The organism is Streptomyces sp. NPDC092370, assembly GCF_044755265.1.
Lineage (GTDB): Bacteria > Actinomycetota > Actinomycetes > Streptomycetales > Streptomycetaceae > Streptomyces.
Genome location: NZ_JBIVQO010000013.1, coordinates 213478 through 233621, shown reverse-complemented (window position 1 = coordinate 233621; position 20144 = coordinate 213478). Strand labels below are relative to the sequence as shown.

The 20144-nt window shown below is 72.6% G+C and carries 18 protein-coding genes; 5 read left to right on the top strand and 13 right to left on the bottom strand.

Annotated elements, in window-relative coordinates; translation table 11 throughout:
* Positions 1-132 precede the first annotated feature (132 nt).
* The 4 genes from ACIQHQ_RS31710 to fabG form a co-directional block, all read right to left on the bottom strand.
* Positions 133-1707, bottom strand: coding sequence for an acyl-CoA carboxylase subunit beta (locus ACIQHQ_RS31710; RefSeq protein WP_402618476.1), 1575 nt, complete (start codon positions 1705-1707; stop codon positions 133-135).
* A 352-nt stretch (positions 1708-2059) separates the two neighbouring features.
* Complete coding sequence (locus tag ACIQHQ_RS31705) at positions 2060-2242, bottom strand: acyl-CoA carboxylase epsilon subunit (protein ID WP_402618587.1); 183 nt, start codon at positions 2240-2242, stop codon at positions 2060-2062.
* Between the two features lie 561 nt (positions 2243-2803).
* Positions 2804-2962 carry a hypothetical protein gene (locus ACIQHQ_RS31700; RefSeq protein ID WP_402618473.1) on the bottom strand — a complete coding sequence of 53 codons (159 nt, stop codon included), beginning with the start codon at positions 2960-2962 and terminating at the stop codon, positions 2804-2806.
* A 21-nt stretch (positions 2963-2983) separates the two neighbouring features.
* Positions 2984-3769 carry a 3-oxoacyl-ACP reductase FabG gene (gene fabG / locus ACIQHQ_RS31695; RefSeq protein WP_402618470.1) on the bottom strand — a complete coding sequence of 262 codons (786 nt, stop codon included), beginning with the start codon at positions 3767-3769 and terminating at the stop codon, positions 2984-2986.
* Positions 3770-4021: 252 nt separating this feature from the next.
* Between fabG and ACIQHQ_RS31690 the strand changes: the two genes are divergently transcribed.
* From ACIQHQ_RS31690 to ACIQHQ_RS31675, 4 genes are all read left to right on the top strand, one after another.
* Positions 4022-4456 carry a SnoaL/DnrD family polyketide biosynthesis methyl ester cyclase gene (locus tag ACIQHQ_RS31690; RefSeq protein ID WP_402618467.1) on the top strand — a complete coding sequence of 145 codons (435 nt, stop codon included), beginning with the start codon at positions 4022-4024 and terminating at the stop codon, positions 4454-4456.
* A 3-nt stretch (positions 4457-4459) separates the two neighbouring features.
* Positions 4460-5299: an NAD(P)H-binding protein gene (locus tag ACIQHQ_RS31685; protein ID WP_402618465.1), complete on the top strand. Its 840-nt coding sequence runs from the start codon at positions 4460-4462 to the stop codon at positions 5297-5299.
* A 34-nt stretch (positions 5300-5333) separates the two neighbouring features.
* Entirely contained in the window at positions 5334-6203 is an 870-nt protein-coding gene (locus ACIQHQ_RS31680; protein ID WP_402618462.1) for an NmrA/HSCARG family protein, read from the top strand.
* 372 nt (positions 6204-6575) lie between these two features.
* Positions 6576-8021 (top strand): PDR/VanB family oxidoreductase, encoded by a 1446-nt coding sequence (locus ACIQHQ_RS31675; protein WP_402618459.1) that lies wholly within the window; start codon positions 6576-6578, stop codon positions 8019-8021.
* Between the two features lie 61 nt (positions 8022-8082).
* On the opposite strand, the gene ACIQHQ_RS31670 is transcribed toward ACIQHQ_RS31675, so the two are convergent.
* The 7 genes from ACIQHQ_RS31670 to ACIQHQ_RS31640 all read right to left on the bottom strand — a co-directional run bounded on the left by ACIQHQ_RS31670 (position 8083) and on the right by ACIQHQ_RS31640 (position 17364).
* Positions 8083-9369 carry an SWIM zinc finger family protein gene (locus ACIQHQ_RS31670; RefSeq protein WP_402618457.1) on the bottom strand — a complete coding sequence of 429 codons (1287 nt, stop codon included), beginning with the start codon at positions 9367-9369 and terminating at the stop codon, positions 8083-8085.
* A complete protein-coding gene (locus ACIQHQ_RS31665; protein WP_402618454.1) occupies positions 9366-12269 on the bottom strand; it encodes a DEAD/DEAH box helicase in 2904 nt (967 codons plus the stop codon). The genes ACIQHQ_RS31670 and ACIQHQ_RS31665 overlap by 4 nt, the downstream gene beginning before the upstream one ends.
* Before the next feature lie 40 nt (positions 12270-12309).
* The gene (locus ACIQHQ_RS31660) at positions 12310-13365 is read right to left on the bottom strand and encodes an alpha/beta hydrolase (RefSeq protein ID WP_402618451.1); all 1056 of its coding nucleotides are present in this window, start codon (positions 13363-13365) and stop codon (positions 12310-12312) included.
* Positions 13366-13438: 73 nt separating this feature from the next.
* The gene (locus ACIQHQ_RS31655) at positions 13439-14266 is read right to left on the bottom strand and encodes an ABC transporter permease (RefSeq protein ID WP_402618448.1); all 828 of its coding nucleotides are present in this window, start codon (positions 14264-14266) and stop codon (positions 13439-13441) included.
* Entirely contained in the window at positions 14263-15267 is a 1005-nt protein-coding gene (locus ACIQHQ_RS31650; protein WP_402618446.1) for an ATP-binding cassette domain-containing protein, read from the bottom strand. The genes ACIQHQ_RS31655 and ACIQHQ_RS31650 overlap by 4 nt, the downstream gene beginning before the upstream one ends.
* A 30-nt stretch (positions 15268-15297) precedes the next feature.
* Positions 15298-16335, bottom strand: coding sequence for an alpha-ketoacid dehydrogenase subunit beta (locus ACIQHQ_RS31645; protein WP_402618444.1), 1038 nt, complete (start codon positions 16333-16335; stop codon positions 15298-15300).
* Positions 16336-16347: 12 nt separating this feature from the next.
* The gene (locus ACIQHQ_RS31640) at positions 16348-17364 is read right to left on the bottom strand and encodes a thiamine pyrophosphate-dependent dehydrogenase E1 component subunit alpha (RefSeq protein ID WP_402618442.1); all 1017 of its coding nucleotides are present in this window, start codon (positions 17362-17364) and stop codon (positions 16348-16350) included.
* A gap of 186 nt (positions 17365-17550) precedes the next feature.
* Here ACIQHQ_RS31640 and ACIQHQ_RS31635 point away from each other — a divergent pair, with 186 nt between their 5' ends.
* Positions 17551-18669 (top strand): P450-derived glycosyltransferase activator, encoded by a 1119-nt coding sequence (locus ACIQHQ_RS31635; RefSeq protein ID WP_402618440.1) that lies wholly within the window; start codon positions 17551-17553, stop codon positions 18667-18669.
* Between the two features lie 168 nt (positions 18670-18837).
* On the opposite strand, the gene ACIQHQ_RS31630 is transcribed toward ACIQHQ_RS31635, so the two are convergent.
* Positions 18838-19128: an antibiotic biosynthesis monooxygenase family protein gene (locus ACIQHQ_RS31630; protein ID WP_402618437.1), complete on the bottom strand. Its 291-nt coding sequence runs from the start codon at positions 19126-19128 to the stop codon at positions 18838-18840.
* A gap of 37 nt (positions 19129-19165) precedes the next feature.
* The gene (locus ACIQHQ_RS31625; RefSeq protein ID WP_402618435.1) at positions 19166-20131 is read right to left on the bottom strand and encodes a DMT family transporter; all 966 of its coding nucleotides are present in this window, start codon (positions 20129-20131) and stop codon (positions 19166-19168) included.
* Positions 20132-20144: the final 13 nt, after the last annotated feature.

Here is a 20144-nt window from a genome sequence, read left to right as displayed (position 1 = left end):
AGGCGGATTGGCTCAAGCCCCGCTGGGACGTCGGTCGAACCGGGCCGGCCGGCCGGGCCGGACGGTCGACGGCGTGGCCGGTGGTGCCGCCGCCGCCCGGTGGTCACGTGCCGCCCTCTCGCCCTCGTACCGTCATACCGGGGGGTTGCCGTGCTTGCGGGAGGGGATGTCGGCGTATTTGGTGCGCAGCATCGCGAGCGCGCCGATGAGCGCGGAGCGGGTCTCGGCCGGGTCGATGACGTCGTCCACCAGGCCGCGTTCGGCCGCGTAGTAGGGGTGCATCAGCTCGCTCTGGTATTCCTTGATCTTCTGTGCGCGTTCGGTGTCCGGGTCCTCGGCCGCCGCGATCTCCCGGCGGAAGATGACGTTGGCGGCGCCCTCGGCGCCCATCACCGCGATCTCGTTGGTGGGCCAGGCCAGGGAGAGGTCGGCGCCGATGGAGCGCGAGTCCATGACGATGTACGCGCCGCCGTAGGCCTTGCGCAGGATCAACTGGATCCGCGGGACGGTGGCGTTGCAGTACGCGTACAGCAGCTTGGCGCCGTGCCGGATGATGCCGTTGTGCTCCTGGTCGACGCCGGGCAGGAAGCCGGGTACGTCGACGAGGGTGACCAGCGCAATGTTGAAGGCGTCGCAGAACTGGACGAAGCGGGCGGCTTTTTCGCTCGCGTGGATGTCGAGCACTCCGGCCATCGCGGAGGGCTGGTTGGCGACGATCCCGGTGACGTGGCCGTCGAGGCGGGCCAGCGCGCAGACGACGTTCTGCGCCCAGGCCGGCTGGACCTCGAAGTACTCGCCGTCGTCGGCGATCTCCTCGATGACCGCGCGGATGTCGTAGGCCTGGTTCGGGTGGGCCGGGACGAGGCCGAGGAGGGCGTCGTTGCGCCGGTCGGCGGGGTCGTCGCTCTCCTCGCGGGGTGCGGTCTCACGGTTGTTGGAGGGCAGCAGCGACAGCAGGTAGCGCACGTCCTCCAGGCAGCTTGCCTCGTCGTCGTAGGCGAAGGCCGCCACGCCGGACACCGCGGCGTGGACGTCGGCGCCGCCGAGCCCGTTTTGGGTGATCTCCTCGCCGGTGACCGCGCGGACCACGTCCGGGCCGGTGATGAACATCTGCGAGGTGTCGCGCACCATGAACACGAAGTCGGTCAGGGCCGGGGAGTACGCGGCGCCGCCGGCGCACGGACCCAGCATCACGGAGATCTGCGGGATGACCCCGGAGGCACGGGTGTTGCGCTGGAAGATGCCTCCGTAGCCGGCGAGGGCGGTGACCCCCTCCTGGATGCGGGCGCCGGCGCCGTCGTTCAGGGAGACCAGCGGGGCACCGGCGGACACCGCGAGGTCCATCACCTTGTGGATCTTTTGCGCGTGGGCTTCGCCGAGGGCGCCGCCGAAGATGCGGAAGTCGTGCGCGTACACGAAGACGGTCCGGCCGTGGACGGTGCCCCAGCCGGTGACGACCCCGTCGGTGTAGGGCTTCTTGCCCTCCAGGCCGAATCCGGTGGCGCGGTGGCGGCGCAGTGCCTCGATCTCGTGGAACGAGCCCTCGTCGAGGAGCGCCTCGATGCGTTCCCGCGCCGTCAGCTTGCCCTTGGCGTGCTGCCGTTCGGTGGCCTCGGGATCGGGCCCGGCGACGGCCCGGGCCCTGATCTCGGCCAGTTCCGCGGCACGGTCTTCGATGCGGGCCGGGGAGACGTCACTGATGGTCACTGGATTCCTCCAGGGCTGTGGGGAGGTCTGCTGACTGGTGGGTCCGACGCCGAGGGACGTCGCGCTCCGCCACGGTCGGCGGGTGTTGCGGACCGCCTCCTCGCGGGCCCGGAAGGCCGGCGCGTTCTTCAGGGCGTCGACGCGGTCGGCGCGCTCCCGGCCGGGGCCGGGCAGCTCGCGGGCCGAGATGGCCGTGGGCGGCGGTCTGGGGAGTGGACCGGGCGCGGCAGCTCGAGGTCGCGGGTGGTCGCGGCCGGGCGGAGGTCGAAGATCTCGGCGATCGTGTTCTCGATCCCCGGGGGTCGACGTCCGCATCGCGTGCCGCGCCGGCGGGTCGGAGGGCCGTCCGCCGTCAGGAGGCCCACGAGCCTGGCGCACGGTAGGCCGGCCCGGGCCGGTGGGGAAGCCTGCGGGCGGGGGGTTCGGTGGACGGGCCGGTCTCGTGGAGCCGGCGCAGGCAGGCCACGAGCAGAGCGGCCACGGCGGCCGTCTCCTCGGACGTGGGGTTCCCCCTGGAGATCCGGATCGAGGCCATCGCCAGCGCCGTCGAGGCCGACCTGCCGGCGGGCGAGGCCGGCCCGGTCGGCGCGGGCGGCCCGGTCGAAACGGCGGGCCCGGTCGAAACGGCGGGCCCGGTCGAAACGGCGGGCCCGGTCGGCTGTGGCCGGGGTGGGCGGTCCGGCGCGTCCGCGGGGGTGCGCGGGACGGGCGGGCGGGCGCTGCCGGACGCCGGCGGTCGTTCTTCGACGATGCTCATGCGGGCCCTTTCGGCAGTACTTTCCGGAAACATCCGGCGTCACATGCTCCAGGTTCGGCCGGAACGCTCGATCCTGACTCGGTTTCTGCCTGCGGATCGTTACACAACGGCTGGCCCATATCACCTTTCATCAGCCTCGGGCCTACCCGCGGACTGCTTTTACCAGTGTGAATTCAAGTGGAATTCCACGGGAATTCGAGCGGGTGCCGGGCGGAATTGCGGCGGCAGACAGAGAAAACCAGTACGCATGTCCGTGGCCACCACCCGCGCGTCGCCCGGCTCGGTCTGGTCGAGCCGGGCGGCGTGCGGGACGAACTCCGTCGGCGGTGGCCCACGTGCTCAGCCGCCCATGGGGGCCGTCCGGCTCCGTTGCTCGACGCGGACGTTCGGCGGGAGGGGCGGCGGCCGCCGGGCCGCCTCGGCGGCGAGGTCGTGGACCACGCCGGCAGGGGCGGTTGCCGCTTGGTGGGTGGTGTGGTGCACCCGCCCGGTGGACACCGCGGGATCGTCCTTGCCGGATCAGAAGTTGCCGAGGCCGCCGCAGACGTTGAGGGCCTGGGAGGTGATGGAGGCGGCCATGTCGGTGGTCAGGTAGCCGACCAGGCCGGCGACCTCCTCCGGGGTGGAGTAGCGGCCGAGCGGGATCTTGGCGGTGAACTTCTGCATGATCTGCTCTTCGGAGGTGTCGAAAGCGGCCGCGTAGCCGGAGCGCACACGCTGGGCCATCGGGGTCTCGACGTAGCCCGGGCATACGGCGTTGACGGTGATGCCGGTGGGGGCGAGTTCGTTGCCGAGGGCCTTGGTGAAGCCGACGACGCCGTGCTTGGAGGCGGAGTAGGGGGCGCCGAGGACGACGCCCTGCTTGCCGGCGGTGGAGGCGATGTTGATGATCCGGCCGCGGCCGGAGTCCTGCATGCCGCCGTTCTTGAGGACCTCTCGGGTCAGCCGGAAGACGCTGGTGAGGTTGGTGGCGATGACGTCGTCCCACAGCTCGTCGGTGAGGTCGGCGGTGTGGCCGCCGCCGCTGCGGCCGGCGTTGTTGACGAGGATGCCGATCGGGCCGAAGGCTTCGACGGCGGCCGCGACGAGTGCCTTGACCGAGTCGGGGTCGCGGACGTCGGCGACGGCGCCGGCCGCTTCCAGGCCCTCGGCGAGCAGTTCCGCCACCGTCTCCTTGACCTGCTGCTCGGTCCGGGCGCAGAGGAAGACCCGGTGACCGCGGCGGGCGAGGTCGCGCACCACGGCCAGTCCGATTCCGCTGGTGCCGCCGGTGACGAGGGCCGCCGTGTTGGTCTGTGTCGTCATGGGTCTACCTCCGTCAAGGACATGGATGCGTCCGACTTTTTCCCGGCGCGCTCGACGGCTGCCCGAGCGGCGCTTGAGGGAGGCCCTCCGTGGCGCGGCCGCAGAGCCTTGCTCAAAATTCACTCGATTCCTGCTGCACGCTCCGTCGAATTCCTTTCCGGGATATTCCCGGTGGTTGCCGGGACGGCTTCCAGCCCATCAATATTGTGAAAAACCCTTGGGGCTGAAGACACATTCTTCGGAAGGAATGAGATGAGCAGTCAGTTAGATGCTGTGCGTCGGATGATCCAGGCGTACAACACCGGAAACACCGACGACGTGGCGGAATACATCCACCCGGACTACCTCAATCCGGCCGCGATGGAGCACATGGACCTGCGTGGTCCCGACTCCTTCGCCATGGCCGTCAAGTGGTTGCGGATGACGTTCTCGGAGGAGGCCCGGCTGGAGGAGGTGCAGCTGGAGGAGCGCGGGGAGTGGGTGCGCGCGTACCTCGTCCTGTACGGCCGCCACGTGGGCGAACTCGTCGGCATGGCCGCCACCGGCCGGGTCTTCTCCGGCGAGCAGATCCACCTCATCCGCTTCGTCGACGGCAAGATCCGCGACCACCGGGACTGGCCGGACTACCAGGGCACGTACCGGCAGCTCGGCTCCCCGTGGCCGGAGCCGCGGGGCTGGAGGGACTGAACCATGTTCCTGGTCACCGGAGCCACTGGCAAGGTCGGCCGTGAGGCCGTCGACCAGCTGCTCGCGCTGGGTCACCCGGTCCGCGCGCTGAGCCGCAACCCCGAGGAGGCGAACCTGCCCGAAGGGGTGGATGTGGCGGCGGGCAGCCCCGCCGACCCCGCCTCGCTCACGGCCGCCTTCGACGGGGTCACGGCAGCCCTGGTGGTGCTCTCCGGCGATGTCGGCGGTGAGGCGGCCAATGTGGCGGCCGCCGCCCGCGCGGCCGGCACCTCCCGGATCGTGCTGCTGTCCTCCGCCGGCATCGAGCACCCGATGCCGCACGGCATCGCCGAGGAGCATCGGGCGGCCGAGGTGGTGATCGAGGAGTCCGGGGTGCCGTGGACCTTCCTGCGGCCGGGCCCGTTCCACGCCAACACCTCCTGGTGGATCGGTACGGTCCGGGGTACCGGCTCGGTGCGCTGCTGGATCGGCAACAACCCCGGGGCTCCGATCGACGAGTACGACATCGCCTCGGTCGCGGTGGTCGCGCTCACGCAGGACGGCCACCTCGGGAAGTCGTACCTGCTCACCGGCCCGGAGACGCTGACCTCCCAGGAGCAGGCCCACATCCTGGGCGCGGTGCTGGGACGGGACCTGGAGTTCTCGGTGGCGCCGCCCGAGGAGGTGGTGGACGTGTTCGCCGGGATCACCGGGGACCGCGCGGCCGCCGAGACCAACGTGGCGGCCCTGCGCAGCCCCGAGGTGCCGTGGGCCAGGCCCACCGGTGTGGTGCGTGACCTCACCGGGCGCGAGCCGCGCCCCTACCGCCAGTGGGCCGTGGAGAACGTGGCCCTGTTCGGTTGAGCAGCCGGGCAACGCATCCGAAGGGAATGGTCAGATGAGCAGGATCCTGGTGACCGGTGCGACCGGTCTGCAGGGCGGGGCGGTGGCCCGTGAGCTGGTCCGCCGCGGCCGGCCGGTGGCGGCGCTGGTGCGGGACCCGGCCTCGAAGCGGGCGCGGGCGCTCGCGGGCCTGGGCGTGGAGCTGGTCTGCGGCAACCTGGACGACGAGTCCTCGCTGCGGTCGGCGCTGGAGGGCTTTCACGGCCTGTTCGCCGTGCAGAACTTCATGACCCCGGCCGGGCTGGGCGGCGAGGTCCGCCAGGGCCGGGCGCTCGCGCGGGCCGCGAAGGCTGCCGGAATCGGTCATGTGGTGTACTCGTCGGTGGGTGGCGCGGAGCGGGAGAGCGGGGTCCCCCACTTCGACTCCAAGCGGGGCATCGAGCGGTACCTGGAGGGCACGGGTGTGCCGCTGACGGTGCTGCGCCCGACGTTCTTCATGGACAACTTCGCCACCCACGGGCCTGAGCGGGTGGACGGCACGCTGGTGGTGCGGCTGGCGCTGAAGCCCGATACCCGGGTGCAGTTCATCGCGGTCGACGACATCGGCTGGTTCGCCGCCGAGGCCTTCGACCGGCCGGAGGCGTACGTGGGCCGGGCGGTGGAGATCGCCGGCGACGCCCTGACCGCGACGGAGATCGCGGGGGCGTTCGCGGCCCGCTCGGGCCTGCCGGCCCGGTTCGAGGAGCTGCCGCTGGACGCGGTGGCGAACAACCCGTACATCCCCAATGCCCCCGACATCGCCCTGATGTTCGAGTGGTTCCAGAGTCACGGGTACCGGGCGGACATCGAGGCGCTGCGGGCCGTGCACCCGGGGCTGCGGTCCTTCGCGACGTACCTCGAGGGCATCCCCGTGCCCGCGGCCTGACGGTCGGACGACGGCCGGGAGGCGCCGGGCGGGCCGGAGACCGCAAAGGCGGTTTCCGGCCCTGTCGGCGTGCGCGCGAGCGGGACTCCAGTGACGGCCGCGACGCTGGAAAGGACGTCGAGCGCGCCGGCCGCCCAGCGGAAGGTGCGCGACGCGCACAACCGGTACGGAACGCGAAACGAAAGCGAGGCAGCCTTGGCAACCCCGACTCGGCACCGGCCCTTATCCAGAGTCGACGAGCCCGAGGAAGCATTCGGGAAGGAGGGGCCAGCGCCCAGGGCCCCGGCCGCAGCGGCACGAAAGCCGTTCCGGCTGAGCACCAGGGGGCGAAAGCTGACCCTCACCCTGCACATCCTGTCATCGGTCGGCTGGTTGGGCCTGTCCCTGTCGATGGCCACGCTCGCGCTCATCGGTTACCTCACATCGGACCCCGGTGTGGCCGAGGGCGCCTACTACGCGATGTACATCTTCGACGAGAGCACCGTCTCGCTGGTCAGCCTGGTCTGCGGGGCCACCGGCGTACTGCTGGGGTGCGGAACGCCTTGGGGCCTGCTGCGCCACTGGTGGCTGCTGGTGAAGTGGGTCCTCACCCTGGGCGTCGGGGTGTTCGCCTGGGTGTACACCCATCCGCTGGTGCTGACCGCCGCCGAGAAGGCGGCCGCGACCGAGGGCGGGGTCTTTCGGCCCAGTCCGGAGGGGACGCTGCTCGCCTGGACCGTGCCGCCGGTCTTCGGTGTGCTGGTGTTCGTGGGCGTCGTCTCGGTCTACAAGCCGTGGGGGCGTACCCGCCGGGGGCTCCGCTACGCGCAGGCCCTCGCGGGTGCTCCTGCCCCGTCCTCCTCGGGTTCGGGTTCGGGCGCCGGCCCGGCCCGGGCCACGGACGTCCCGGTGACCGTCGAGGCCGTCGACCGGCCGGCCGAGGGTGTCGTGAGTCTGCGGCTGGCTCCCGTCTCCGGGGCGGCCACCGAGCCATGGCGTCCGGGCGCGCACATCGACCTCGTCCTGCCCTCGGGGAAGGTGCGCCAGTACTCGCTGCACGGCGACCCCGCGGACGGTTCGGCGTATCAGGTGGCGGTGCTGCGGGATACGAAGGGCAGGGGCGGCTCGGTCGAGGTCCACGGCCTGTCCGTGGGCGACCGCCTCTGCGTGCGCGGTCCGCGCAACCACTTCCCGCTGGTGGACGCCCCCGCCTTCCTGTTCGTCGCGGGCGGCATCGGGATCGTCCCCTTCCTGCCCATGATCGAGGAGGCCATGCGGCGGGGCACCCCCTGGCGGCTGCTGTACGTGGGCCGCAGCCGCGCCTCCATGGCGTTCCTGCCACGGCTGGAGCGGTACGGTGCGGAACGGGTCTTCGTGTACGCGCGCGATCTGACCGGCCGTCCCGACCTCGCCGCGCACCTGTCGGCGGGCCCGGCGGGCACGGCGGTGTACTGCTGCGGCCCGGACGGGCTGATGCGGGCCGTCGAGGAGCTGATGGACACCGCCTGTCCGGCGGGAGTCCTGCACCTGGAGCGGTTCACGGCCGCCGCGGATACGGCCGTGGGCGAGAACCTGCCGTTCGAGGTGGAACTCGGCAGCACGGGTGCGGTGGTGAGCGTCCGGGCCGACCAGTCGGCGCTGGAGGCCCTCCGGCAGGAGGCGCCCGGACTTGCCGCCTCCTGCGAGGACGGCCTGTGCGGCAGCTGCGAGCTGCGCGTGCTGCGGGGTACCCCCGACCACCGCGACCACGTGCTCTCCCCCGCCGAGCGCGGGCGTACGGACGTGATGTACCCGTGCGTCTCGCGGGCCCGCGGCGGCCGGATCGTGGTGGACCTGTAGCGTGCGGGCCGGGACGGACCCCTGTCCGTCCCGGCCCGCCTCGCGGACGGCGCCCGGCGGTTCAGCCGTCGAGGAGCTCGGCGAGGACCTCGGCCGGGTCGTGGTGCGGTGCGGCGGCCGGCCACCACCGGCCGTCCTCCTGCCGGTACGGGTACCAGCGGCCGTCCCGGCCGTAGCGGAGCTGGAGCCCGCTGCCGGCCAGTGTCCAGCGGTTGTCCCGCACCTCCAGCTCGGGGAGCTCGTTCTGCTCCCAGCCCGCGGTGAGCGCGGTACGGGCCCGGGCGGTGTCCTGCTGCGGCGGTGTCCAGGCCTCCTCCAGCACGTCCAGCCCGGCGCTCCCGCCCAGCCGCCACGCCTCGGCAGCGCGGTCCAGCTGCTCCGGGCTGCCGCAGGCCTCCCGCAGGCGGGCCAGGACCTGCGCGTCGGGGCGGGTCGCCGCGATCCGTACGCAGTCCCGCCAAAGGCCGAGCGGCGCCGGCGGCTCGGCGGTGAAACCGTGGGTGTAGGCGAGCAGCTCACGGGCGCGCACGGCCGCGGTGGTGACCAGCTGCTCCAAGGGATCGGATCCGACTCCGGTGGAGGAGGCGTCCTGCCGGGGGGGCGGTCCGGGCAGCGGCGGCAGCTCGGGCAGCGGCGCCGGCTCACGGCCGAAGACCTCCTCGGCGGGGGTGCCGTCCGGCAGCTGCGCTGCAGCGGCCTCCGCTTCCCCCTCCGCTTCGTCCTCCGCCGCGTCGGCGTCGTCCTCGTCCCCGAGGCCGCCGGTGATCGCCTGCATCAGCAGGACGGACCGGAGTTCCTCCTGCGCCTCCTGCGCGCCGCGCCCCCGCAGCAGGAGCAGCAGCATCGTGTCCTCGTCCAGCAGCCAGGACGCCTGGTAGCAGAGCGCGGCGGCGTGCTTGCAGGGGTGCTCGAACGCGTCGCAGTCGCAGTCCGCCTCCAGGTCGCCGTAGCCGGGCAGCAGCCGGACCCGTGCGTCCTCGGCGGCTTCCAGCAGGTCGGGCGGCAGTTCACCGGCGAGGAGTTCATCGACGGCATCCGGCCGCTCGGCGGTCTTCTCCCAGAGCAGCTCCCAGTCGTCCTCGTCGAGTTGCTCCAGGGTGAGCACCGTCTTGAAGGGGGTGTCGCCCTCGTAGCCGGTGGTGGAGATGCGTCCGGGGCTGACCGTGATCGGTCCGAGCCGGCCGGTCCGCGCGTAGCTGCGGCCCTTCTTCAGCGCGTCCTCGTCCAGGGAGGTGTCCTCCAGCGCGTCCGCCCAGGCCTTGCCCCACCAGGACTGGCCGCGTGCCCGGCTGCCCCGGCGTGCGGCGAAGGCCGGGAAGCCCCGTGCGCCCGTCTCGTCCCCGCTCATCCCGCGCTCCTCAGCTCGACCAGGTTGGCCAGCTCGTCGTTGGTCAGTTCCGTCAGTGCCTGCTCCCCGGAGCCCAGTACGGCGTCCGCCAGGCCCTTCTTCGCTTCGAGCAGGGCGGCGATGCGGTCCTCGACGGTGCCCTCGGCGATCATCCGGTGCACCTGGACGGTGCGCGTCTGCCCGATGCGGTAGGCGCGGTCGGTGGCCTGGGCCTCGACCGCCGGGTTCCACCAGCGGTCGTAGTGCACGACGTGGTCGGCGCGAGTGAGGTTGAGTCCGGTGCCGGCGGCCTTGAGGGAGAGCAGGAAGACGGGCACCTCCCCGTCCTGGAATTGGCGGACCATCTCCTCGCGGCGTGGCACCGGGGTGCCTCCGTGGAGCAGCAGCGTGGGGACGCCGCGCTCGCGCAGATGTGCCTCCAGCAGCCGCGCCATGGTGACGTACTGGGTGAAGACCAGGGCGGCTCCGCCCTCGGAGGTGATGGTGTCCAGCAGTTCGTCGAGGAGTTCCAGCTTGCCGGAACGGCCGGCCAGCCGGGTGCCCTCCGTCTCCTTGAGGAACTGCGCGGGGTGGTTGCAGATCTGCTTCAGGCCGGTGAGCAGTTTGAGGACCAGGCCGCTTCGGGCGATGCCCTCGGTGGCCTTGATCTGCGCCATGATCTCGCGGACCTGGGTCTCGTACAGGGTGCGCTGCTCGGGGGTGAGGGAGACCGGGCGGTCCGTCTCGGTCTTCGGCGGGAGTTCGGGGGCGATGCCCGGGTCCGACTTCTTGCGGCGCAGGAGGAACGGCCGGACCAGTTCGGCCAGTCGCTGTGCGGTGGAGCCGTACTCCCCCTCCTCGCCCGGGGGTGGTCCGAACTCCGCGCGTTCCTTGTGTTCGGCCTCGATGGCGGCGATCCAGCGGCTGCGGAAGTGGCTGTGGCCGCCGAGGAGTCCGGGGGTGGTCCAGTCGAGGACGGCCCAGAGTTCGGAGAGGTTGTTCTCGACCGGGGTGCCGGTCAGGGCGATCTTGGCGTCGGCGGGGATGAGCCGCAGCGCCTTCGCGGTGCTGGAGTGCGGGTTCTTGACGTGCTGGGCCTCGTCGGCGACGACCGTGCTCCAGCGGTGCGCGCCGAGCCGCTCGGCGTCCAGGCGCATGGTGCCGTAGGTGGTCAGGACGAAGCCCGAGTCGGCGCCGGCCAGGGTGCGGCCGGGGCCGTGGTAGCGGCGGACGGGCGTGCCGGGGGCGAACTTGCCGACCTCGCGCTGCCAGTTGCCCAGAAGGGAGGCGGGGCAGACGACGAGGGTGGGGCCGGCGCTGTCCGGGTGCTCCTGGCGCAGCAGGTGCAGCGCGATCAGCTGGACGGTCTTGCCCAGGCCCATGTCGTCGGCGAGGCAGCCGCCGAGGCCGAGCGAGGTGAGGCGGTGCATCCAGCGCAGGCCGCGCAGCTGGTAGTCGCGCAGGGTGGCCGCGAGCGCGGCGGGCTGCTCGAGAGCTTCGGTGCCGTCGTCGGGTTCGGCCAGGCGCCGGCGGAGGGCGAGCAGCCAGGTGCTGGGCGCGACGCGTACCTGCTTGCCGCCGATCTCGGTGTATCCGGTGAGGGCGACGGCGAGCGCCTCGATGGCGGTGAGCGGCTTGAGGTCGCGTTCGCGGGCTTTGCGGGCGATGTCGGCGCCGATGAGCACCCAGTTCCCGCGCAGCAGGGCCAGGGGCTGTTCGGCGGCGGCGATCTGGGCCATCTCCTGTTCGGTGAGGGCCTGTCCGTCGAGGTCGAGCTGCCAGCGCAGGTCGACGGTGCCGTCGCCGCCGAAGAAGGAGCGCATGTCGGTGGGCGGGGTCCGCTGGCCGCCGACGACGACGCGGGTGGTGAGGGAACGGGTGGCGTCCTCGGGCCAGAGCACCTCGACGTCGTGGGCGGCGAGCCGGCCGGTGGCGTCGCCGAGCAGGTCCTGGACCTCGCGGGCGGCGAGTTCGAGGGTGGAGGGCACCGGCAGCAGGCGGGACAGGGGCGGCCAGACGTCGGCGGCCCGTCGTACGGCGAGGATGGTGTCGGCCTGGGCCGGCAGTCCGAGTCCGGCTGCCTCGGCCGAGGCGAACAGCTCGTCTGCGTCGACGCTGAGGGTCGGATCGGCCCGGCTGGAGACCTGGGGTACGAGGCGCACGGCGGGCGCCCGGCCGTCGCCGGCGGCGGGTACCAGGTCCAGGCGCAGGGCCAGTCGTACGCCCGAGTCGATGCCGGCGGAGATCTCCTCGGCCCAGGCGCGCAGCTGGGGGATGTGCTGGGGTTCGACTGCGGCGAAGGCCTGGCGGCCGGCCGCGGCGGGGGCGGCGGCGGTGCGCGGCAGGGTGTCGGCGACCGCGTCGACGAAGGAGCGGAGCAGGGTGGCGGCGTCGGGCAGCAGCAGCGGGCCGCCCGGCGGGACGGGCAGGGGGACGGCGAGCGCCTCGGCCGGTGCCGCGGCGGCCAGTGCACGGATGCGCTGGATGTCCTGCGGGGCGAGGGGGCCGGCGCGCCAGGTGTCGTGGCCGGTGGCGGAGACACCGGGAAGCAGCCGTTCACGGGCGGCGAGATGCAGGCCGAGGGCGGTCGCGGCGCCCCAGAACGCGGCGGACGCACTGGGAGTGACGTCCGCGGTGGCGCCGACGGTCGCTTCGGTGTGGAGCCGGCGGGCCAGGGTGAGGGCGGGCAGTGCCTCGGCGACGGTCAGCCGCAGGACCGGGCGGCGGCCTACCGTGAGGGTGCCGTCGTCGGTGGTGACCACATCGGCTTCGCCGGGTTCGCCCAGGGGTAAGAGTGCGGCGGGGTCGTGGCCGGCCGTGACGTCGGGATACCGGAACGCGAGTTTCCCGGTCCGCGCCGGATCGCCTGCCTCGAAGACCACCGCGCACTGCGCCAGCAGGCCTGCCTGCTCACGCGACATCCACACCACTTCTGTTCCGCCCCCTGGTTCGGCAGTCCGGTCAACGTCCGCCGTTCACACGGCGTTTCGTCCAGTCCTGCGCATAGGCGTACCACGCGGGTGCGGTGCGGTGCATGTTGAGGCTGTGCCCGGTGGCTGGAATGAGGAGGGTTTCCAGCCGGGCCTGGGGTCCGTACAGGGGTGCGGCGGCGGCCTTCAGGGCGGCTGGGCTGGAGCAGTCGGTGCCCTGGCCGCCGCAGATGAGTTTGTCGTCCTGGCCGACGACGACGAGGACGGGAACGCGGATCCGGCCGTTGAGGGAGATGCCGCCGTAGGCGGGGTCGGTGGGGTAGAGGCTCGGTTCGGTCGTGAGTTCGTCGCGCAGCATGACGTGCGGTTCGGTGGTCCGGCGGTCGTAGAACCAGTCGGCCTTGGCGCCGGTCCGCAGGGCGAGGTAGCCGTCGTCGAGGCGCCGCCAGGCCAGCAGCGGGTGCTGTCCGGCGGGCATGTACAGGTGGAACATCTCCTCGAACGCCGCCAGGTTGGGCGGGGCGCCCTCGCCGGTGAGGACGAGTCCGTCGACGGCGTCGGGGTGCTTGACGGCGACCATGCGGGACACCGTCGCGCCCAGGGAGTGGCCGACCAGGACGACCTTGCGGTAGCCGCGCTCGCGCAGGGTGCGGATGAGCTGGAGGGTCACCCACTCGTGGGTGGTGTCGGTGAAGCGGGAGCTGTGCGGAGCGGAGCTGGCGCCGGTGCCCAGCCAGTCGAACGCCAGCGTGGCGTGTCCGGCCCGGGTGGCGGCCTCCACGTAGGTGGGGCCGTTGGTGCGGCCTCGCACGGTCCAGTAGTCCCGGTCGTAGGTGCCGCCGTGCACCAGCAGTTGGACCGTGCCGGCGCGGGTGCCGCGCGGGGTGCACAGCGTGCCGGCGATCGACTGGTCGGCGGGGGTGTCCTCGGTGGGGGCCACCCGGGAGGTGAAGGGCGTGCAGTTCGCCCTGGCCGGCCCGCCGGAGTGGGCGGACGCTGCGGTGGCGGCGGCCGTGGGGTTTGCGGACAGGGACAGCATGAGCGCGGCCGCAGCGGCTGCCGCCAGGGCTCGGGGACGCAGGGCCATCTGGTTCTCCTGGAAAGGTCGATGCGGGTGCTGCGGGCGGGGGGGCCGGCCGTGCGGCCGGCCCGTTGCCGCGTCAGTTCGTCAGGTTGCGGTAGCGGTTGACGGCCAGCGGGAAGAAGACCGCGAACAGCACGGCGGGCCAGACGAGGGCCATCAGGGTGGCGTGCTGCGCGATCCAGGAGTCGCCGCCCCAGCCGGGGTTCTCGAACAGTTCACGGGTGGCCGCGACGGTGGAGGACAGCGGGTTCCACTCGGCGAGGGTGCCGAGCCAGCCCGGCATCGTGGCCGGTGCGACGAAGGCGCTGGTCAGGAAGCCGACGGGGAATTCGAGGGTCTGCACCATGGTGATGCCTTCCGGGCCCTTCATGAGCAGCCCGAGGTAGATGCCCACCCAGGTGAGGGCGAAGCGCAGCAGCAGGAGCAGGCCGACCGCGCCCACGGTCTCGCCGGCGGTGCCGTGCGCGTCCCAGCCCATGAGGAGGCCGACCGCGAACAGCACGGCCAGGCCGAGCACCGAGTTGAGCATGTCGGTGACGCAGCGGCCGACGAGGACGGCTGAGGGCGCCATCGGCATGGCGCGGAAGCGGGAGGTGACGCCGCGGTTCTTGTCGGCGGCGACGGCGGCCACCGTCTCGCCCATCCCGAAAACCATGGTCATGACGAACATGCCCGGGATGAGGAACTCGCGGTAGTCGCCGCCGCCCGGGACCTGCATCGCGCCACCGAAGAAGTAGCCGAACATCAGGACCATCATCACGGGGAAGAGCATTGCGCTGATGACCGTGCCGGGTTCGCGGGTCCAGTGGGTCAGTCCGCGCAGAGTGACGGTCCAGCCGTCGGCGAGCGCCCAGCGCAGCCGCGACAGCGGGCTGGTGGGGGGCTCCGGGATGGTGATGCTCATACCTTCACGACCTCCGGTTTCGGCTTCTGCCCGGCGTCCGCGTGTGCCCGTGAGGACCGGTCGGTTCCGGTGAGGTGGAGGAACACCTCGTCGAGGGTGGGCCTGCGCAGGGCGATGTCCTCGGCGTCGATGCCGGCGGAGTCCAGGGCGCGCACGATGTGGGCGAGGGCGGTGGCGCGGTCGCGGACCTGGACGCTGACCTGCCGGGTGTCCTCGTTCATGACCGGGTCCGACTCGCCGATGCGGGCCACGGCGGCGGCGGCGTTGCCCAGTTGGTCGGCGCGGCGGGCCACGATGTCGATCCGGTCGCCGCCGATGCGGGCCTTGAGCTGCTCCGGGGTGCCCTCGGCGATGACCTTCCCGGTGTCGATGACCGAGATGCTGTCGGCGAGCTGGTCGGCCTCCTCCAGGTACTGGGTGGTGAGCAGCACGGTGGTGCCGCCGTCGACCAGGGCACGGACCGCGTCCCAGACCTCGTTGCGGCTGCGCGGGTCGAGGCCGGTGGTCGGCTCGTCGAGGAACAGTACGGGTGGGGCCAGCACCATGCTCGCCGCCAGGTCCAGGCGGCGGCGCATGCCGCCGGAGTAGTCCTTCACCGGTTTGCCTCCGGTGTCGGTGAGGCGGAAGCGTTCCAGCAGTTCGTCCGCGCGGCGGCGGGCGAGGGCCGGGGACAGGTGGTAGAGCCGGCCGAACATCACCAGGTTCTGGCGGCCGCTGAGGACTTCGTCGACGGCCGCGTGCTGGCCGACGAGTCCGATGCGGTAGCGGACCTGGGCCGCCTGCCGGGTGACGTCGAAGCCGGCGACCTCGGCGCGGCCCTGGTCCGGGGACAGCAGGGTGGAGAGGATGCCGACGGTGGTGGTCTTGCCGGCACCGTTGGGTCCCAGGAGCCCGCACACCGTTGCCTGCGGTACGACGAGATCGAGCCCGTCGAGCACCTGGGCCGTGCCGTAGCTCTTGCGGAGCCCTTCGGCGGCCACGGCCGGATTGCTCGATTTCACGTCTCGTTCCTTTCGTTGGAGGGGTCCGGATCAGTACGGTCCGATGAACCCGGCGTCCACCCCGGTCAGGGCGGGCACGGTCGTCCCGTCCCAGCCCACCAGGCCGAGGCAGGCTTCGGCGATCTTCGCGGCGCTGGGGTGGAACGCCTCCTCCAGTGGCCAGGACACCGGGGCGGGGCAGTCGGGGGGAGTGATCCTGCGGACCGGTGCGCGCAGCTCGCCCGGGATGCGTTCGGCGATCACGGCGGCCACCTCGGCCGAGAAGCCGTAGCGTGCCCAGCTGGTGTCGGCCACCACGACGCGGCCGGTCCGGGCGACCGATTCGCAGATGATGTCCTCGTCCAGCGGCCGGATGCTGCGCACGTCCACCACCTCGACGCTGACGCCCTGCTCGGCGAGCAGGTCGGCGGCGCGTTCGGCCTCGTGGACCATCAGGGATGCGGCCACCACGGTCACGTCGGTGCCGTGCCGGGCGATGCGGCCCACCCCGAAGGGCACGGGTGTGAGTTCCTCGGGCACCTCGCCCTCGACCGGGTAGAGCGAGCGGTTCTCCATCAGCACCACGGGGGTGTCCGTGCGCAGGGCGGAGGCCAGCAGGCCCTTGGCGTCGGCCGGGCAGGCGGGGGCGGCGACGTACAGGCCGGGGAAGTGGCCGAACGTCGCGTGCAGGCTCTGCGAGTGGGTGGCGCCCTGGCCCCAGCCGCGGCCGACGACGCCGCGCATGACGACCGGCACGCCGCCCTTGTCCCCGTACATGTAGCGCCACTTGGAGGCCAGGTTGATCATCGCGTCCATGGCCAGGAACATGAAGTCGGCCCGGGTGTGCACCACGAGGGGGCGCAGGCCCTGGTCGGCGGCGCCGATGCAGATGCCGGCGACGGCGTTCTCGCTGTTGGGGGTGTCGATCACCCGCTGTGCGCCGAAGCGTTCGAAGGCCGGGCGGGTGGTGCCGTAGGAGCCCTTGTGGTCGTCGACGTTCTGCCCGGCGATGATGATGCTCGGGTCGGCCTCCATCGCCTGGACGGTGCCCTCGGCGATGGCCTGCCAGTACGTGAGCTTCCGGCTCATCGTGATCTCCTGTCAGCTCGCGTCGGCCGGGCGCCCGTAGGCTCCGTCGGTCAGCCGGTCCACGTGGGGGAAGGGCGCTGCCTTGGCGGCGGTGACCGCGAGCCGGGTCTCGTCGCGGAACTCCTCGTCCCAGCGGGCGATGTGCTCTTCGATGTCCGGTACATCGGCGCGCAGTGCCGCCGTGCTCCGGCGGACCGGGCAGCGCTCCAGCCAGTCCCGGACCTCGGGTCCGGGGCGGTCGATGCCGGTGTCGAAGCCCGGGCCGACGTGCTCGCGCCAGCGGTAGGTGTCCAGTTCCAGGAGGTAGGGGCCCAGGCCGGCTCGGCAGTGGGCGGTGGCCCGCAAGGTGGCCTCGTGGACGAGGGAGACGTCGTTGCCGTCGACGCGCTCGGCGGCGATCCCGTACGCCCGGGCCCGCTCGGTGATCCCGGTGGTCGCGGAGTTCGCCGGCTGGCGGGCGGAGAGTGGGGAGGAGATCGAGTAGGAGTTGTTCTCGCAGACGAGGACGACCGGGATGCGGTGGACCGCGGCGAAGTTGAGGGATTCGTGGAAGACGCCCTCCTCGGATGCCCCGTCCCCGAAGAAGGTGACCACGACCCGCGAGGAGCCCTGGGTGGCCATGGCCCAGGCGGCACCGGTGGCCACGGAGATCATTTCGCCGAGGATCGCGGCCGATCCGGCGAAGCCGACGGCCCGGTCGGTCAGGTGCACGGAGCCGCCGCGCCCGGCCGAACAGCCCGTCTGCTTGCCGTAGAGCTCGGCGACCATGCCGGTGAGGTCACCGCCCTTGGCGAGGTAGGCGGCGTGGCTGCGGTGTCCGGTGTAGACGAGGTCGTCCTCGCGCAGGGCGGCGCAGACCCCGACGGCGGCGGCCTCCTGGCCGACGGAGAAGTGCACCGGGGTGCGCATCTCCTGCTCGTCGCGGTAGAGGTCTGCCAGCTCCTCCTCGATGCAGCGGATGCGCACCATGCTGCGAAGCAGCGCGGCCGCATTCGCCACCGGATCCTCGGTTGTGTTGGGGTTCGGCACGGCCGACGTCACCTCCGGGTCGACGGGACAACCGAGTGGTGATCGTCCCCGCGCCCGGTGGAGCTCTTCTGGAGCCGGAGCGGAGCGGTGGGTGAGGTCCGCGCTCGACCGATCCTCCGCCGTGCCCGCATAGCCTGCGCCGTGCTCGCGGCGCGGACGCGCCTGAGAGGAAGAGGGGAGCCCCAGATGGTTGTGGCGGAGAAGGAGCTGGGCCGTCGGCTCCAGCTCGTACAGGGAATCCACTGGTTGTACGGGGTGCAGGGCGACCCGTACGCCGCGCTGCTGCGTGGGCACCACGGCCCCGATCCGCGGGAGGCGTACGCCCGCAACCGGGAGGCGGGGCCGCTGTGGCGCAGCCGCCTGGGCACCTGGGTGAGCGCCCGGTACGCCACGGCCGCCGAGCTGCTGGCCCTGCCGGTGGCGGACGGCGGCCCGCTGTCCGCGGCTGTGCCCCAGCCGCAGGTGGCCGTGGCCTGGGACCGGCAACTGCCCGCCCCGGATCCTGCGGGCCGGCCCGCAGCCGACCGGGTCCGGGCCCTGGCGGGGCGGGCTTGTGAGCGCATCCTGGCGGGGCTGCGCGGGGAGGTGGACCTGGTCGGCGAGGTCTGCGCCCGGGTCCCTGTCGAGGTGTTGGCGGACCTGCACGGTCTGGCCGGGGCGGACCGTGAGCGGCTGGCCCGGGCCTGCGCGGCGGCCGCCCCCGCGCTCGATGCGGCACTGGCACCGCCGTCGTACGAGGACGCCGCCCGGCTGTCGGACGCCGTCGCCGCCCTGCGCGGGCTGCTGGGCGAGGCGGCCGTGGTGCGGGCTGTGGTGGAGGTGCGTGCCGCGCGGGAGCTCGTCGCCGGGGCGCTGGGTGCGCTGGTCGCCGGGCCGGGGCGGTGGGCGTGGCTCGCCGGCCGGGGGCGGGAGGGGGCGGCCGCGGTGGTGGCGGAGACGCTGCGTCATGACCCGCCGGTGAAGGTGCACGTGTTCACCGCGGCGGCGGACACGGAGGCGGCCGGTCAGCCGATCGCGGCCGGGGAGCAGGTGGCCGTCCTGATCGGTGCGGCCAACCGGGACCCGGAGGTCTTCGACCGGCCGGACGTCTTCGACCCGGACCGGGCCGGGGCGGCCGGCGGCCCGCGGCCGCTGGTCCCCACGCCGTACGGGGTGTCGCTGGAGCCCTTCGCCGAGATCGTCGCCGAGACGGTGGTGGCGGCGCTCGCCGCGGCCCGTCCCCGGATGCGGGCGGCCGGCCCCGCGGTGCGGTGCCCGCGGACGCCGGTGACGGGGGGCCTGCTGAAGGTCCCGGTCCTGTTCTGACCTCCGCCCCGGGCACGTGCCGAGGGGCCGTCCGGGGGCGGATGCGCGAGGTCGCGGCAGCACGCGGGCGGTGTGACCGGGCCGTTGGCGGTGGGGAAGAAAACGCTCGGCCGGGGTTTCCCGGCCGAGCGTCTTTCGTGTGCGGTTGCCGGGGCCCGCCGGGCGGCCTCAGGCGGAGCGTTCGTACAGCGGGGTGTAGAGGTTGGGGTCACTGGTGCTGAGCGCCTTCAGTGCCGCGCGGTGGGCGGCGAACTCGGGGTGCCGCAGGGCCTTGCGGAAGGATTCCTCGTCCTCCCATTCGGCGAGGTTGGCGTACACGTGGGGGTCGTCGGTGTGGCGCATCAGGCGGTGGCGGATGAAACCCGGCTGGGCGGTGAAGAACACGGAGGTCTCGTCGAAGGCCTGCTCGAACTGCTCGGTCGGTCCGGTGACCGTGAAGCGGTTGATGAAGGTGATCAAGGTGTGGTCCCTTTTTCGGTAGGGGTGGCCGGCCGGGTCAGCGGGCCGCGGGGGCCGGCTCGGCCACGGAGCGCGCCGGGCGGCCGCCGACGGCGGGGCCGGTGGCGCCGCGCTGCGGGATCCGGGCGAGCGCCACGCCGGCCAGGATGATCGCCATTCCGAGCACCTCGCGCCCGGTGAGCCGGTAGTTCTCCAGCAGCACCATGCCCACGGTCAGGACGACGGGCACGACGTACAGCACGCTGGAGGCCTTGGCCGCGCCCTCGTCGCGGATCAGCCAGGCGAAGCACATGTACACCAGGCCGGTGTTGAGGATGCCGAGCACGAGGAGGGCTCCGATGACGGCCGCGGAGAACTGCGGGGCGCGGTCGAAGCCGCCGCTGGGCAGGTTGGCCGCGGCCCAGCCGACGCCGATGACCGCCTGCGAGGTGGCCAGCACCAGGGGGTGCATGTCCTGGCCGTCCTCGGCGGCCGGCTTCATCAGCTTCTCCATCAGCAGCATGGACCAGCCGTAGGCCAGTGCCGCGACGGCGTTGACGGCCGCGGCCGCCGAGAGCCACTGGGCACCGGCGTTCCAGGGCGCGTACAGGATTAGGACGCCGGCGAAGCCGACGAGCAGGCCCGCCGCCAGGGTGGCCGGGATGCGGCCGGTGCGGCGGCGCACCAGGTACAGCACGACCACGCACAGCGGCACGCTCGCGTTGAACACCGAGACCATGCCCGCGTCGGCGCCCAGGGCGTCGTCCACGAGCTCGACCAGCAGTACGGGCAGTGCGTTGGCCAGGAAGGCGATGAGGACCAGCTGGCCCCAGGTGGCGGGGCGGCGCGGCAGCCGTGTGCCGCTGAAGAGCAGCACGCCGAGCATGGCCACGGCGCCGACCAGGATCCGGAAGAAGCTGAACTGTGCCGAGTTCAGGCCCTGGAAGACGATTTTGATCCAGAAGTAGCTGATGCCCCACATCAGGCCGACGGCGCCGAAGCGTGCCATGGAACCGAACCGCACGGTTGTTTCTCCT